General features: G+C 66.8%; 14 protein-coding genes. 6 read left to right on the forward strand and 8 right to left on the reverse strand.

Going from position 1 to position 15,965, the window contains the following annotated elements:
* Positions 1-21 precede the first annotated feature (21 nt).
* From J7346_RS01370 to coxB, 5 genes are all read right to left on the reverse strand, one after another.
* Entirely contained in the window at positions 22-585 is a 564-nt protein-coding gene (locus J7346_RS01370; protein ID WP_209116995.1) for a cytochrome c oxidase assembly protein, read from the reverse strand.
* Positions 582-776: a hypothetical protein gene (locus tag J7346_RS01375; RefSeq protein WP_209116997.1), complete on the reverse strand. Its 195-nt coding sequence runs from the start codon at positions 774-776 to the stop codon at positions 582-584. Before J7346_RS01375 ends, J7346_RS01370 begins: the two co-directional genes overlap by 4 nt.
* Positions 767-1,759, reverse strand: a complete 993-nt coding sequence (cyoE, locus tag J7346_RS01380; RefSeq protein WP_209116999.1) for a heme o synthase — start codon at positions 1,757-1,759, stop codon at positions 767-769. The genes J7346_RS01375 and cyoE overlap by 10 nt, the downstream gene beginning before the upstream one ends.
* Before the next feature lie 107 nt (positions 1,760-1,866).
* Entirely contained in the window at positions 1,867-3,519 is a 1,653-nt protein-coding gene (gene ctaD, locus J7346_RS01385; RefSeq protein ID WP_209117000.1) for a cytochrome c oxidase subunit I, read from the reverse strand.
* 24 nt (positions 3,520-3,543) lie between these two features.
* Positions 3,544-4,437 (reverse strand): cytochrome c oxidase subunit II, encoded by an 894-nt coding sequence (gene coxB / locus J7346_RS01390; RefSeq protein WP_245157575.1) that lies wholly within the window; start codon positions 4,435-4,437, stop codon positions 3,544-3,546.
* A gap of 316 nt (positions 4,438-4,753) precedes the next feature.
* Between coxB and J7346_RS01395 the strand changes: the two genes are divergently transcribed.
* From J7346_RS01395 to J7346_RS01405, 3 genes are read left to right on the forward strand one after another with little or no spacing between them, the layout of a single operon-like run.
* Entirely contained in the window at positions 4,754-5,125 is a 372-nt protein-coding gene (locus J7346_RS01395) for a PadR family transcriptional regulator (RefSeq protein WP_209117004.1), read from the forward strand.
* Complete coding sequence (locus J7346_RS01400) at positions 5,125-5,694, forward strand: DUF1700 domain-containing protein (RefSeq protein WP_209117006.1); 570 nt, start codon at positions 5,125-5,127, stop codon at positions 5,692-5,694. The genes J7346_RS01395 and J7346_RS01400 overlap by 1 nt, the downstream gene beginning before the upstream one ends.
* A 22-nt stretch (positions 5,695-5,716) precedes the next feature.
* On the forward strand, positions 5,717-6,499 hold the full coding sequence (locus J7346_RS01405; protein ID WP_209117008.1) for a head GIN domain-containing protein: 783 nt from the start codon (positions 5,717-5,719) through the stop codon (positions 6,497-6,499).
* 69 nt (positions 6,500-6,568) lie between these two features.
* Here the strand turns inward: J7346_RS01405 and J7346_RS01410 are convergent, their stop codons facing one another.
* On the reverse strand, positions 6,569-6,832 hold the full coding sequence (locus tag J7346_RS01410) for a hypothetical protein (RefSeq protein ID WP_209117010.1): 264 nt from the start codon (positions 6,830-6,832) through the stop codon (positions 6,569-6,571).
* A 171-nt stretch (positions 6,833-7,003) separates the two neighbouring features.
* On the opposite strand from J7346_RS01410, the gene tldD reads away from it, so the two are divergent.
* Positions 7,004-8,443 carry a metalloprotease TldD gene (gene tldD / locus J7346_RS01415; RefSeq protein ID WP_209117012.1) on the forward strand — a complete coding sequence of 480 codons (1,440 nt, stop codon included), beginning with the start codon at positions 7,004-7,006 and terminating at the stop codon, positions 8,441-8,443.
* On the opposite strand, the gene J7346_RS01420 is transcribed toward tldD, so the two are convergent.
* On the reverse strand, positions 8,440-9,432 hold the full coding sequence (locus J7346_RS01420) for a TraB/GumN family protein (protein WP_209117014.1): 993 nt from the start codon (positions 9,430-9,432) through the stop codon (positions 8,440-8,442). The genes tldD and J7346_RS01420 overlap by 4 nt on opposite strands.
* A gap of 103 nt (positions 9,433-9,535) precedes the next feature.
* On the opposite strand from J7346_RS01420, the gene J7346_RS01425 reads away from it, so the two are divergent.
* Positions 9,536-11,599 (forward strand): TonB-dependent receptor, encoded by a 2,064-nt coding sequence (locus J7346_RS01425; RefSeq protein ID WP_209117015.1) that lies wholly within the window; start codon positions 9,536-9,538, stop codon positions 11,597-11,599.
* Between the two features lie 84 nt (positions 11,600-11,683).
* Positions 11,684-13,747, forward strand: a complete 2,064-nt coding sequence (locus J7346_RS01430) for a TonB-dependent receptor (protein ID WP_209117017.1) — start codon at positions 11,684-11,686, stop codon at positions 13,745-13,747.
* 61 nt (positions 13,748-13,808) lie between these two features.
* Here J7346_RS01430 and J7346_RS01435 read toward each other — a convergent pair whose 3' ends face one another.
* The gene (locus tag J7346_RS01435) at positions 13,809-15,746 is read right to left on the reverse strand and encodes an oligopeptide:H+ symporter (RefSeq protein ID WP_209117019.1); all 1,938 of its coding nucleotides are present in this window, start codon (positions 15,744-15,746) and stop codon (positions 13,809-13,811) included.
* Positions 15,747-15,965: the final 219 nt, after the last annotated feature.

Below are 15,965 nucleotides of genomic sequence, written 5' to 3' on the forward strand. Positions count from 1 at the left end.
TCGTGACTGGCCCTATAGCGGTCACGATCCCGTCACGCCAGACTCTGACGCAACAGATGAGGGATCAAATCCCTTGGTCGGGTAGAAGGTGTAGCTGAGGGTGATCTGGGTCACGCCCCGGCCCTCGGGATCGGTGGCCAGTTCGGGGGCCACGAAATACTGGACGGGGAAGCGCATGGTCTCCCCCGCCGGGATGACCTGGCCGTCGAAGCAGAAGCACTGCAGCTTCTGGAAATAGGCGCCGGCCCGCTCGGGCACGACGTTGTAGGCGGCCGTCGCCCCGATCGGCTGGTCCGAGGTGTTGGTCACCTCGAAATAGGCCATGCCGGTCTCACCGATGCGCACGCGCTGCTGCAGCTGCTCGGCCTTGAAGGTCATGGGCAGGTCGCGGACGTTGGTGTCGAAGCGCACCAGCACCGTCTCGTCGAGAATCACATCGGGGGCGGCCTCGGCCTTGCGGACCGTGCCGTCGAAGCCCGTCACCTGGCAGAACAGCTGGTAGAGGGGCACGGCCGCAAAGGCCGCGCCGGTCATCAGCATGACCACGCCGCCACAGATCAGGGCAATCAGGTTCGAGCGGTTCATGACCGGTCCATCGGCAGCGCCGCCGGGGCTTCGGCGACGGCGGTCGTCTCCAGCGCCTTGCGGGCCTCGATGTTCTGCTTCAGCCGCAGGAAGGTGGTCAGGAAGACCAGCACGATGAAGGCCACCAGTCCCAGCGCAATCCAGAGATTGCGGCGTTTGCGGGCGGTCAGTTCTTCGTCGGTCAGGCGCATGAGGGGCACACCAGCGGGGATGCGGGCAGATTCTCGACCAGAAGGGCCAAAAATAGCAGCATCAGATACAGGATCGAATAGGCGAACAGGTTTCGCGCCGGTTTGGCGTCAATCCGCACATCATACAATGCGGCCTCTCGTCCCACGGCCGGGCCTCCGTGGACGCGGTCGGCCTCGGGCTGGTCCCCCGCCCGACTGCGCCACAGGCGAAACGCCAGCAGCAGGAACAGAAGCCCGCCCACGACCGACACACCCAGATAGAGCGGCCCGCCCAGATCGGTCAGGCCCGGCACGATGGCCACCGGCACCAGAACCAGGCTGTAGATCAGGATCTGCAGGCGGGTGGAGCGCGCGCCCTTGACCACCGGCATCATCGGAATGCCGGCCCGCGCATAGTCGCCTGCCGAATAGAGCGCCAGCGCCCAGGAGTGCGGCGGGGTCCACAGGAAGATGATCAGGAACAGCAACCAGGCCTGCCAGGGCGCGTCCCCCGTCACGGCGGCCCAGCCGATCACCGGCGGAAAGGCGCCCGCGGCCCCGCCGATGACGATGTTCTGCGGCGTCCGCCGCTTGAGCATCAGGGTGTAGAAGCCGGCGTAATAGACGATGGTCAGGGCCAGCAGACCCGCTGCGACCCAGTTCGTGTTCATGCCCAGCAGCATGACCGAGAACAGCGACAGGATGACCCCGAAGGCGAGGGCGTCATTCTTGTTGACCCGGCCGGCGGCGACGGGGCGGCCCCGGGTGCGCTTCATCAGGGCATCGGTTTCGCCCTCCAGCCCCATGTTGAGGGCACCGGCGGCCCCTGCCCCTACGGCAATGCACAGTACGGCGATGGCGGCGACCAGCGGGTTGATTGATCCCGGCGCGACCAGCAGTCCGGTGACCGCGGTGAAGATCACCAGCGACATCACGCGCGGCTTCAGCAGCTGGAAATAGTCTCCCGGCTGGGCAGTCGACAATTTGGGCCGGGCGTCGCTCATGGGGAAAAAGACCTAGGGGTCCCTTGAAAGGCCGGGACCGCCCCCTCGCAAGGAAGGGACGGCCCCGGGACGTCGACTTCAGATCGTCAGGGCCGATGCCCGGTCGATCAGTGGTGATCCTCGTCCTTGACCACCGGCAGTTCGTTGAACTGGTGATGCGGCGGCGGCGACGAGAGGGTCCATTCGAGGGTCGTGGCGCCTTCACCCCAGGGATTGGCGACGCCCGGACGGCGACGGATGGCGGCTTCGATCAGCATGATCAGGAAGACCACCACGCCCACGACCGTGATGACATAGCCCCACGACGAGACCTGGTTCCAGAAGGTGTAGGCCTCGGGGTAGTCGATGTAGCGGCGCGGCATGCCCTGCAGGCCGAGGAAGTGCTGCGGGAAGAAGATCACGTTCACGCCGACGAACATGGTCCAGAAGTGCAGCGCGCCGAGGAACTCGTTGTACTTCACGCCGAACATCTTCTCGAACCAGTAGTAGAAGCCCGCGAAGATGGCGAACACGGCGCCCAGCGACAGCACATAGTGGAAGTGCGCCACCACGTAATAGGTGTCGTGCAGGCTGTAATCGATGCCCGCATTGGCCAGCACCACGCCGGTCACGCCGCCGACGGTGAACAGGAAGATGAAGCCGATCGCCCACAGCATGGGCGTCTTGAAGTCCAGCGAACCGCCCCACATGGTCGCGATCCAGCTGAAGATCTTCACCCCTGTCGGCACCGCGATGACCATGGTGGCCGCCACGAAATAGGCGCGCAGGTTCACGGTCATGCCGACGGTGTACATGTGGTGCGCCCACACGACGAAGCCGATGAAGCCGATCGCCACCATGGCGTAGGCCATGGCCAGATAACCGAACACAGGCTTCTTCGAGAAGGTCGAGACGATGTGGCTGATGATGCCGAAGCCCGGCAGGATCAGGATGTACACCTCGGGGTGGCCGAAGAACCAGAACAGGTGCTGGAACATCACCGGATCACCACCGCCGGCGGGATCGAAGAAGCTGGTGCCGAAGTTGCGGTCGGTCAGCAACATGGTGATGGCGCCGGCCAGAACCGGCAGCGACAGCAGCAGCAGGAAGGCGGTGATCAGCACCGACCAGGCGAACAGCGGCATCCGGTGCAGGGTCATGCCCGGGGCGCGCATGTTGAAGATGGTGGTGATGAAGTTGATGGCGCCGAGGATCGAGCTGGCACCCGCGACGTGCAGCGAGAAGATCGCCAGGTCCATGGCCGGGCCGGTGTGGCCGGCGGTCGAGAGCGGCGGATAGATGGTCCAGCCCCCGCCGAAGCCCGTGCCCGGGCCGCCATCGACGAACATCGACAGGCACAGCAGCACCCAGGCCGCGACCAGCAGCCAGAACGAGATGTTGTTCATCCGCGGGAAGGCCATGTCGGGCGCGCCGATCATGATCGGCACGAACCAGTTGCCGAAGCCGCCGATCATGGCGGGCATGACCATGAAGAAGATCATGATCAGGGCGTGGGCCGTGACGGTGACGTTATAGCCGTGCTTGGACGCCTCGATCAGGCCCAGCTGGTCGACCAGACCGCCCGGCACGAACACCTGCATGCCCGGCTCGGCCAGTTCCCAGCGGATCAGGCCCGACAGGGCGCCGCCGACGATGCCCGCCATGATGGCGAACAGCAGATACAGGGTGCCGATGTCCTTGTGGTTGGTCGACAGGAACCAGCGGGTGAAGAACCCGGGCTTGTGGTCGTGATCGGCGTGGGCGGCGTGTGCGGTGGCCATGGTCGTTTCGGGCTCTCGCGTAACTTATTGAGCGGCGGCGGGGGTGGCCGCCGTATCTTCGGTGGAGGGGGCCTCGGCGGCGGGCGCCTCGGCAGCCGGCGCCTCTTCGGCAGCGGCGGCTTCAGCGGCGGCCGCAGCCTCCGCATCGGCAGCAGCCGTCATGGATCCACCCTTCGAGGCGACCCAGGCGGCGAACTCGGCCTCGGTCACCACGCGGATCTCGATCGGCATGAAGGCGTGATCGACACCGCACAGCTCCGAGCACTGGCCGTAATAGACACCGGTGCGCTCGGCGCGGAACCAGGTCTCGTTGGTGCGGCCGGGCACGGCGTCGGTCTTCAGGCCGAAGGCCGGCAGGGCGACCGAGTGGATCACGTCCGAGGCGGTGACCAGCAGACGCACGGTCTTGCCGACCGGAACCACCATCGGCTCATCGGCTGCCAGACGGTAGGGCACGTTGCGGGCGAGGGCGTCCTCTTCCGGCAGCATGTTGGAGATGTACTCCGACACGGCCTGATCCGGATATTCATAGGCCCAGTTCCACTGGTTGCCGGTCACCTTCACGGTCAGGTCGGGATCGGGCATGTCCTCGTAGTCATAGAGCAGGCGGAACGAGAACAGGGCGATCACCAGCAGGATCACGACCGGAAGGACCGTCCAGATCACCTCGACCAGGGTGTTGTGGCTCCAGCGAGCCGGCACCGGGTTGGACTTCTTGTTGTAGCGAACCACGACCCAGATCAGCAGGCCCAGCACCAGCAGGACGATGGCGGTGATTACCGGCAGCAGGATCACATTGTGGAACCAGATGGCGTCGTGCTTCAGCGGCGACGCTGCGGGCTGCAGGTCGATGCCGCCGGGCGTGGGCTGACCCAGCAGGTCCTGGGCGAAGGCGGGCATGGCCGAAGCCCCCACCATGATCGTGGCGCCGATCGAAGCGGTCACTGCCGCCGTGGCTGCCTTAAGGGCGCGAATGCCCGATGCCATCGCAGACGTCCTCATCTCAAACTTTCCTACGAGCGATCTGCGAACGGATCGCAGACGCACCCGGCCCCTCGGGCGTAGTGTGATGGGCGGTCCTTATCCCCCTGTTTCGCGATTGCCAAGCGACGGAGACGCATCAAAGCCACTCCATGACGCCGCACCCGGAAATTAAATCGCCTTCATGTTTTGCAAGCTACCTTGCAGTGACCAATAGCTTGCGATAGCCAATGGGCCATTAAAGGAGGCCCATTTGCCCGAGCCGATTGAAATCCAGCTTAAGAAGGGAGTGCTGGGACTGTGCGTCCTGGCGCTGCTCGCGCGGGAAGACAGCTATGCCTATGAGATCGCCAGCCGCCTGTCGGACGCGATCGACATGGGCGAAGGCACCATCTACCCGCTCATGCGCCGCATGCAGAGCGACGGGTGGGTCGAGACCTATCTGGTCGAATCGCCCGCCGGCCCGTCCCGCAAATACTATCGCCTGACCAAGGCGGGGCATCAGGCCCTGCAGGGTCAGGGCCGCGAGTGGCGCCGGTTCGCCGACGCGGTCGACAGCCTGGTCGCCGGCGACGCGACCACCGCACCCGAAACACCCGACACCCAAGAGGGGGGAGACGCCTGATGACCCGCGCCGAATTCATGTCCCGGCTCAAGACCGGTCTGGTCGGCATGCCGACCAGCGCCGCCGCGGACATTCTCAACGACTACGAATCGCATTTCGAGGACGGCCTGGCCGAGGGGCGCAGCGAATCCGAGGTGGCCGAGGCGCTCGGCGACCCGGACCGGCTGGCGCGCGAACTGAAGGCCGAGGCGGGCATTCGTCGCTGGCATCAGGAGCAGAACCCCTCCTCCGCCACGGCTGCGATCCTCGCCGTGCTGGGGCTGGGCGCCCTCGACATCCTGTTCCTGCTGCCGCTGCTGATGAGTGTGATCGGCGTGATCCTTGGCGGCTACGCGGCGGCACTCGGCTTCTTTGCCGCGGGCCTGGGAATCATGGTGGCCGGCCCCTTTGCGTCCCCGCCTGGCGGCGCCTTCGCGGCCATCCTCGCCGGCCTGGGCTTCATGGCCGCCTCGGTGACGATCGCCGCCATCCTGACCGTCTTCTCGATCTGGCTGGTCAACGGCGTCGTCTGGTTCGCCCGTCTCCACTATCGCCTGCTCAAGCCCGCGCTTGAGCCCCAGGCTTCCTGAATCCCTGTCCCGGAGAATCATCATGATCCGCAACTTTCTGATCATCGCCGTGGCAGCCCTGGTCCTGTCCGTCGTCTGTCTGGCCGGGGCGTTCGCCCTCGGCGGTCGCGAACTGGCGGCCAACGGCTGGAGCTGGACGGTCATCGGCGACGACGGCGAACCCGTCCGCTTCGAGCGTGTTTCCGGCGCCGATGCCCCCGACCCGGGGCCCGGGGTCACCCGTACCCTCAACTGGGATGGTGGCGATGCCCTGACGGTCGCCTTCAGCGGCAACGTCCGCTACGTCCAGGGCGACAAGGCCGAGGTCACGATCACCGGTCCGGAGTCCGTCGTCGAGCGGGTCCGTATCGAGGGCGGGCGCATCGACCTGACGGACGGCGACGAGGACGTCTACATCCTCTGGCGCGGGGGCCGTATCCGCAGCTGGGAGTCGGTCGACCACCTCCAGATTACCGTTACCGCCCCGTCGGTGACGCGGTTCAGCCTGGAGGGGTCCGGGGACCTCGATATCCGCGACTACGACCAGCCGCGCATCGACCTGGATCTCTCCGGCTCGGGCGAGATCACCGCGCAGGGCCGCACTGACGCCGTTGAACTCGACATCAACGGCTCCGGCGATGTGGAACTGGATCGCCTGGAGACGCGGGATGCCACTGTGAGCATCTCGGGATCGGGCGATGCGACGGTGGCGCCGACCGGTCGGGCGACCATCGCCATCTCGGGATCGGGCGACGTCACCCTGACCCGCCGCCCGGAGAGCGTGGACAGCCGCATCTCGGGGGCGGGCGACGTGCATCAGCCCTGATCCTCAGACGATCAGCGACTCAGGCGGCGCGAACCGGGACACCGGTTCCGCCGCCTGAACCCGTTCCGCCTACTGGACGGGCGCAGTCTCCGACGCGGGGGCCTGGCCATCGGTCGTCAGCGAGCCCGGCTGGGGCTGGCTGGCTTCGGCGGCGGCGCGATTGGCGGTCGCCTCCAGCTGCGCGTCGCTCACAGCGGATTCCGGCATTTCGGTCGTGACTTCCGCCTCGGCAACCGAGGTGTCCGCTTCAGCCGTGCGTTCATTGTCGCCACAGGCCGACAGGGCCAGGGCAGCGGCAGCCACGGTCGCGGACGTCAGCAGGATCTTTTTCATGGTGTATCTCCTCCGCAGCCGCAGGGCGGGACATCCGCGTGCGGCCGGTGTGGGCAATTCAACCGCTGCGCTTGACCAAGGTTCCGCCACATTTCGATAACGGCGCGCAGGCCTGGGCGCCTGTCAGGCGAGACCCGTGACTTCGCCGCCTCCACCTCCTATTTCAGCGACATGACCCAGTCCCCCTCCCCCGCTCCGACGCCCTCCCTGCTGGAGGCCGCCGATCTGTCACCCGAGTCGGCGCGCGCCATTCTGGCCGAGGCCATGACCGGGGCCGATGACGGGGAGCTGTTCCTTGAAAAGGCCGAAAGCGAATCGCTGGTGTTCGACGACGGCCGGCTGAAGGCGGCCGCCTATGACGCCCATGAGGGCTTCGGCCTTCGGGTCGTGTCCGACGAGACCGCCGGCTATGCCCATTCCAGCGTCGTCGACGCCGCCTCGATCCGGCGCTCGGCAGAGACGGCCGCCCTCGCGACGGGCGGACGGAACAGCACGCCGGCCGAGCCACCCCGCGCGACCAACCAGCAGCTCTATGCGCCCGTCGACCCGCTCACCTCCCCGGCCTTCTCAGACAAGATTGCCCTGCTGTCCGAAATCGACGCCTGGGCGCGGGCGCGCGACCCCCGCGTGGTTCAGGTGTCGGTCTCGCTGGCCGGCGAGCATCGGGACATCGAGATTCTTCGCGCCGACGGGCGTGGCGTCCGCGACATCCGCCCGCTGGTCCGTCTGAACGTATCCGTGACCGTCGAACAAAACGGTCGACGCGAGAGTGCCTCATCCGGGGCCGGGGGCCGGGCGGGCTTCGAAGCCTGGATCGCACCCGACCGCTGGCAGGCCCAGGTCGACGAGGCCCTGCGTCAGGCGCTGGTCAATCTCGAGGCCGTCGATTGCCCGGCCGGCGAGATGGATGTGGTGCTGGGCGCGGGCTGGCCCGGCGTGCTGCTGCACGAGGCCGTCGGGCACGGCTTCGAGGGCGACTTTCATCGCAAGGGCAGTTCGGTCTTCTCCGGCATGATGGGCAAGCGGGTGGCCGCCCCCGGCGTGACCGTCGTCGACGATGGCTCGATCGCGGGTCGGCGGGGATCGCTGACCGTCGATGACGAGGGCACGCCGACCTCGCGCACCGTACTGATCGAGGACGGCATCATGGTCGGCCTGATGCACGACCGGCTGAGCGCGCGGAAGCTCGGCGCCCGGGCCACGGGCAACGCCCGCCGCCAGTCCTTTGCCCACCCGCCCATGCCGCGCATGACGAACACCTTCATGGAGGGCGGCAAGGACAGCCGGGCCGACATGATCGCCTCGACCAAGCGTGGGCTGTACGCCGCCAATTTCGGCGGGGGTCAGGTCGACATCACCAACGGCAAATTCGTCTTCCAGTGCACCGAGGCCTATCTGATCGAGGACGGCAAGATCACGGCACCCGTCCGGGGCGCGACCCTGATCGGGGACGGGGCGACGGCGCTGACCAACATCACCATGATCGGTGACGACTTCGCGTTCGACCCGGGCGTGGGTGTATGCGGCAAGGGCGGACAGGGCGTGCCCGTCGGCATCGGCCAGCCCAGCCTGAAAATCGGCGGTCTGACCGTCGGCGGGACGGCGCTCTAGTCGCCCCGCTGATCGTCCCGCCATTCGGGGCCGGCGATGTCGAAACCCCGGCGTTCCAGATCGTCCAGCACGCCGCCCGTCTCGGCCAGCACGCGCAACGGCGCGACCGCCAGCGTCACGCCGGGCTCGCGCAGCGCGCCCTCGACGGCGCTGATCCACTGGCCGCGCAGAAGTGTCCCGAGGGCGGGGTCACCCCACGGCCAGCATTGCGACAGGGCACCCTCGATCGGCGACTCCATGACGGCCGGCACATCAAAGCGCGTCCAGGCCAGGCCGCGCGCCTGGACCTCGTCCGGACCGGCCTCCACAGCGGCGATCGAGGCTTCCATGCACGGCACCCAGGTTTCGGGCGGACGCGTCAGCAAATCGTCGATCAGGGCATCGCCGCGCACGCTGCCGATGGAGGTGACCGGCACCCGGGCCCGGCGCGCGGCCCGACGGACGACCTCGCCGACTTCCTGATTGCCGCGATCCCGCAGCCCCAGCTTGTCGGACAGCAGCTCGCTGGAAACGATCAGGAAGCTGTCCTGCGACCAGTCCTCGCCATAGCGCAGTTCCAGCGCATCCAGCCGCCCCTGCCATTCGGCCGACAGATAGTCGGCGCTGGTCCGCCCCTCCGGCATACGGGTCAGGGTGCGCGACCGCCAGATGAGGCGGAAGATGTCAGCCGGTGAGACATTCGCCTTCTGGGGAAAGTAGACCCTCTGTGAGCGCCGGGTGGCCTGCTCAAGGGCATCCGGGCGCCACTCGACGCCGGCGGGCACGGCCTGGATGGCCCCGACCAGCAGGACGGTCGAGTCGCCCCGCGTGATCTCCCACATGGGCGCGCCGGACCGCCGGGCCATGACCACGATCTCGTCGACGGAGGTCTCGGCCTCCTGGGCCTGCACCGGGACGCTGCCGCCCAGCGTCAGCAGGGTCGCTGCCAGCAGGGCCGCGACGCCGCGCGCCACGCCCCCGCCCCACACATTACTGCCAAGTAATATCATGTATATCTCGTCATGAAGATCATTTAACCTACCTATCGAACTTGTAACTGGTTCGCGTCAACTTGAAAGACCACACCTCTCGTCATCGACGAGGGGAATATTCATGACGCGTAACAAACTTCTGATCACGACTGCCGCTGCCGCCATTGCCATGGCGCTGGCCCCCCAGGCGCTGGCCCAGGAGGCTCGCGGCGATGGCACGGCCAGCCCCGGCGCGAGCGCCAACAACAGGGATCAGGGCATCCTGGTCTTCACACCCGACTTCTTCGCCGACCAGAACCCGAACACGGCCCTCGACATGGTTCAGCGGGTGCCCGGCTTCTCCGTCAGCAACGGCGATGGCGGCCGCGGCTTCGAGGGAGCCGTCGGCAACATCCTGATCAACGGCGCGCGCCCGGCCTCCAAGAATGACACCGGATCGTCCGTTTTGTCCCGCACGCTGGTATCCCAGGTGGAGCGCATCGAGCTGATCCGCGGCGGCGCGCCCGGCATCGACATGCAGGGCTATTCCGTCGTCGTGAATGTGATCCTGAAGCGCGAAAGCAGCCGCCAGACTGTCCTCACCGGCAATGCGACCCTGTTCGACGGCGGCACGGACATCTTCGGTGGCTCATACCAGTTCACCGCACGCGACGGGGAACGGTCCTGGGGCTTCACCCTGTCGGACGGCATGGGCATGAGCGATTCCAACGGCACCGGACCCTCAATCCGGCGCGCGGCAGACGGGACGATCCTGCGGGAAGAGGCCTTCGAGAACGACGGTTACGGCGGGGGTCAGTCACTGCGCGGCAACTATGCGGCCCCGGCCTTCGGCGGCAAGATCGACCTGACGGCCCGCTACGGCACCAACGACTGGCACAGCTATGACCAGTTCACCGGGGCCGGAACCTTCCGCCAGAGCCGCTATGATGAGGACGGCACCTCGGGCGAGGTGGGCGTGGTCTATACGCGTCCGCTCAGCGACCGTGTGTCGATGGAGACGCGCTTCATCCATGAGTTCTCGGACTTTGACTCGGTCTCGACCTACAACGCCGATCTGGGCGGGGGCCCGGATCCGGAGCAGCTGTTCGAGTCGGTCGGCGAGGCGTCCGAGACGATCGCCCGGGGACTGCTGCGCTTCGAGCGCTCGGACGCCCTGACCTTCGAGGGCGGCGGCGAGGTCGCCTACAATCGTCTGGACACCGACCAGGCTTTCTCGATCGGCGGGACTCCCGTGGTCCTGCCCTCCGCCACGGTGCTCGTCGAGGAGACCCGGGCCGAGGTGTTCGGCAAGAGCAGCTGGCGCATCTCGCCGACCCTGTCGCTGGAAAGCGGCCTGCGTCTGGAACATTCGACCATCAGCCAGTCGGGCGATACCGACACCGAGAAGTCCTTCTTCTTCGCCAAGCCCCGCGTGCAGGTCAGCTGGACCCCGATGGCGAACACCCAGGTCCGGGCCCGTTTCGAGCGCGAGGTCGGCCAGCTGTCGTTCGGGGACTTTGCCGCCAGTGCCGAACTGGACAGCCAGAATGTGCTGGGCGGCAATGCCGATCTGGAACCCGAGGACCGCTGGATCAGCGAACTGACCTTCGAGCGCCGCTTCTGGGGCGACGGCATTGTCAGCATCGGCCTGCGCCACGACGAGATCGGCAATGTGATTGACCTGATCCCCCTGCAGGGCGGCCTGTCCGCGGTCGGCAACATCGGCGACGGAACGCTGGACCAGCTGTCGCTGAACATCACCGTGCCCACCGACAAGCTGGGCATCTCCGGCGGGCAGTTCGGCTTCCGCAACGACTGGAACAAGACCGAGGTCACCGACCCCACGACCGGCGAAGCGCGCGCCATCTCCGGTGTGCGGGCCCGGCAGCCCGTGGTGTCCTTCAGCCAGGACATCACCAGCTGGAAGGTCAACTGGAGCGTCGCCTGGATCACGGTGCTGGGCCAGACCACCTATGACCCCGACCAGACGGTCGGCTGGAAGGGCGGCGACTATTTCGAACTGGCGGCCGAGTACAAGCCGACGCCCAGCCTGTCGATCCGCGCCCAGCTGAACCTGTGGGACAATTTCGACGTCGAGCGGACGGTCTATTCCGATCGCACCTCGCCCCGGCCCATCGCCTTCATCGAGCGGCGCGAGATCGATCCGCGGACCTTTGTCTCGCTGCGCGTGCGCAAGACGTTCTGATCTCCGATCGCGGCCACCTTTCCCGCTTGTAACTGGCGATTGACGGTTCAGGCGGTATGGGTGGCCGCAAAATCGGGAGGCGACATGACTTCGAGCACCTGGCTCACCGGCGCGGCAACGGGCGCCCTGCTGCTGGCACTGGCCGGTCCGGCCCTGGCGCAGGACGCGGGCCTGGCCGGCGTGGCCGAGGCGCGGTCGGATGCCACCCGCCCGGGGGTGCTGATCTATGACCCGGTCTTCTTCGCCGATATCCAGCCGCGCACCGCGCTGGACATGGTCGAGCGCCTGCCCGCCTTCGGGATCAGCAATGGCAGCTCCAACACGCGCGGACTGGCCGGCACCTCGGGCAATGTGCTGATCAACGGACGGCATCCGTCGAACAAGAGCGAGGGTGTCGACACCCTGCTGGAGCGGATCCCCGCCGAGAGCGTCGACTATATCGAGGTGATCACCGGCGGCGCGCCCGGCATCGACATGCAGGGCCGGGCGGTCGTGGCCAATGTGGTGCTGAAGGCCACGGTGACGGTCGAGCGGGTCGTGGGTCTCGACACCTACATCTATGACGACGGCTATCTGGGGCCGATCCTGAGTGCGCAGTACTCCCGCCGGGCCGGCGACAATCTGATCGAGGGCGCCATCAGCGCGACCACCGACCGGACATCGGGCACCAGCCAGGGACGGCGCCAGCGGTTCAGTCCCTCCGGCGTGCTGATCCAGGATGCCGAAGTCGACTCCTGGGACCGGTACCGCAACCTCCGGGCCTCGGGCGCGATCCAGAGACCGCAGGCGGGCGGCCTGTTGCGCGTCAACGCCCTGGTGTCGCTGCACGACAGTGACCGGGAGCAGGACGTCTTCATCCTGTCGGGCGCGGGCGACGACGATGTCAGCCAGGAATCGAACGAGAGCGTCTCGGGCGAACTGGGCGCGCGCTGGACGCGGCCGCTGGGCGACGCCTCCGAGCTGGAGCTGACAGCGCTGCAGCGGCTGGAGCAGTCCGAATACCAGTCGGGCTTCATCCGCACGGGCCGGACCGGGGTGTTCAGTGGCGACTCGACCGAGGGCGAGAGCATCGGCCGGGTCGTGATCCGCCACCGCCGCAACGACCGCTGGTCGTGGGAGAGCGGCGGTGAGGTGGCCTACAACTTCCTCGATACCGACAGTGCCTATGAGGAGAACGGCATGCCGGTGGCCCTGCCGGGAGCATCGGTGCTGGTCGAGGAACTGCGCGGTGAGGTGTTTGGCCAGACGACCTGGCGGCCCGATCCCCGGCTGACGGTCGAGGGGGGCCTGCGGGTCGAGGCGTCGGAGATCCGGCAGTCGGGCGACACCGATACGTCCAAGACGCTGGTCTATCCCAAGCCGAGGGTTCTGGTGACCTGGACACCCGCCCCGAACCACCAGTTCCGCTTCCGCATCGAGCGGGAGGTCGGCCAGCTGGACTTCGACGACTTTGCCGCCTCGGCCGAGGTGGACCTGGGCCAGGTCGAAGCGGGCAACGCCGATCTGGAGCCGGAAAAGACGACCTACTACGAGGCGATCTACGAGCGGCGGTTCTGGGAGGAAGGCTCGGTCACGGCGCGGCTGACCCATGCAGTGATCGAGGACTACATCGACATCATTCCGCTGGTCGGAGGGTTCGAGGCGCTGGGCAATATCGGCACCGGCACCCAGACCGAGTTCGAGGTGCGCACGACCCTGCCGCTGGACCGGCTGGGCGTGCCCGGCGGGCGGCTGATCGCACGGGTGGCCCACCGCGAGACCGAGATCGAGGACCCGCTGACCGGCGAGACCCACCGCTTTTCCGGGGATGACGGCTTCGGCTGCGGGGTGACCTTCACCCAGGACCTGGACGGCGGACGCTGGTCGTGGGGCGGCAACCACGGCTGCGACATGGACGCCGGCACCAGCTATCGCATCCGCGAGGTGCGCTTCACCGACAACGAGCCCCAGTTCAACCTGTTCGTCCAGTGGAAGCCGACCCCCGACCTGACCCTGCGGCTGGACGCCATGAACCTGACGGACATGGAGCAGTGGCGGCAGCGCGACATCTATTCCGGGCCGCGCAACACGGCGCCGCTGGCGTATCGCGAGACCTACAGCCAGACGCGCGGGTCGTGGCTGTTCCTGCAGATCCGCAAGACCCTGTAAGCCCGCAAAAAAAGGGGCGGAGCCGACCGGCCCCGCCCCCTCTTTTCATCGATGCCGGTCGTCAGACCTGTTCGGGCCTGGCGACGTTGGCATCCTGCTGGCCTCGATCCGTCAGATCGGGACCGGGGTGGTTTCCGGCGTCATTGGCGCCATGCGACCAGCCCTTGATCAGGAAGCTGATCAGGATGAAGGCCACACCGATGCCGAAGCCCCACCAGCCGAGCTTGGCAAAGCCGTCCAGCGAGGTCTCGAGCGCGCCCTGCGGGTCCAGGACCTGGCCGCCGACGGTCTCGGTGCCCATCAGGCCGGCGATCTGACCGCCGACGAACTGGGCGATCGAGCTGGCCAGGAACCACACCGCCATCATGAAGCTGACCACGGAGGGCAGCGACAGCTTGGTGATCTCGGACAGGCCGACCGGGGACAGGAACAGCTCACCCGTGGTGTGCAGCATGTAGAGCAGCGCCAGGATGATCAGCGGCATCTGGAAGGCGCTGCTGACCATGCCGGAACCGGCGGCCCACACGACGACCAGGAAGCCGAGGCCCACCTGGACCAGACCCAGACCGAACTTCATGGTCGGGTTGGGGTCGAGGTTCTTGCTGGCCAGGAAGGCCCACATCGCCGCGAAGATCGGGGCGAAGATCAGGATGAAGCCGGCGTTGAACGACTGGACCTGGGCGGCCGTGATGGTCGCATCGATCCAGAAGCCCGTTGGCGTGATGCCCGCAGCGGCCAGCTGGTCCGGTGTGCCGATGGTGATCCCGAGGAACTGCATGGCGACCGGGGTGATCGTCAGATCGACGTTCCGGTCAGCGAACAGGTTCAGCGAGGTACCGGCCTGTTCGAACAGGGTGAAGAAGACCACCGCGCCGAAGATCAGGACGAGCGCCAGCATCATGCGCTGACGCTGGACCCAGGTTTTGCAGACGAAGGCGATGATCCAGATGATCGCCACCAGAGACAGCAGGGTCGAGATGCTGAGCACCGTACCGACCAGGGCGTTCCGCTGGACCATGAACCAGACCACCGCGACGCCGAGGAAGCCGCAGATATAGATCAGCCACTCGCGGTTGATCGGTCCCAGAACCGGGCGCTTGATGAGGGCCGGGTTCGGCGGCTCACCATTGCCCTGCAGCAGGGGCTTGCCGAGCACGAAGACGATCAGGCCGGCCAGCATGCCGACCCCGGCCAGGCCGAAGCCCGCCCACCAGCCGACGGTCTGTCCCAGCAGGCCGCAGAGGACCGCGGCCCAGAAGGCACCGAGGTTGATGCCGTAGTAGTAGAGGGTGAAGCCGGAATCGCGCCGGGGATCGCCCTGCGGATACAGCTGGCCCACGATGGTCGAGATGTTCGGCTTGAGGAAGCCGACGCCCATGATGATCAGCGACAGGGCGAGGAAGAAGACATTCTTGCCGATCGGGTCCTGGTCGGCCGTCATCTCATAGCTGCCGGGTTCGAGCACCGCCGGCAGGCTGGAGCCGGCCGGAAGCTCGGCGAGGGCCAGTCCTCCGCCTTCGGCCGGGCCGAAGGCATAGCGCTGTCCGTCGACCATGATGCCGACCTCGCGGGCGGCGCCACGGCCTTCACCGACGACCTGATATTCGGCGCCGGCATAGGTGAGGGTTTCGGTCGCGGCGCGGCCTTCGTAGCCCATAAGGCCGTGACCGGCGACCAGCAGGACGGCACCGAAGACGATAGCCTTGCGGGTGCCGATGTAGCGGTCCGCCAGAATGCCGCCGACCAGCGGCAGCAGATAGACCAGCGAGGTGTAGGAGCCGTATGTGGCGCCCGCCGTCGCGTCGTCGAACAGGAAATGCTGGGTCAGGTAGAAGATCAGGATGCCGCGCATGCCGTAGTAGGAGAAACGCTCCCACATCTCGGCGAAGAACAGGATGATCAGACCCTTGGGGTGATGCCGCAGGATCTGGGTCATCACCGGCACGGCCGTCAGCAGGGTAATGACCAGCCCCGCCATGATTACGATGTTGAGACTCATGCCTTGTCTCCCCGTGTGCGTCGGGCCTGAAGCCCGGCCGAAACGCCAAGGGCGTTCCCTCCATCCGTTCTACTCAACGGCTTACTCCCAATCTTCCGCGCCCCACCTGACGCGCCTGGTCGCAGTTCGACCACGATACGGAAAACCGGACAAGGCCTAAGGTTACTGAACGATGACAAGGCAGGGGACGTCGGCGGGGTAGATGATGAGGGTGCGCTC

This window comes from Brevundimonas sp. A19_0 (assembly GCF_017744255.1).
Lineage (GTDB): Bacteria > Pseudomonadota > Alphaproteobacteria > Caulobacterales > Caulobacteraceae > Brevundimonas.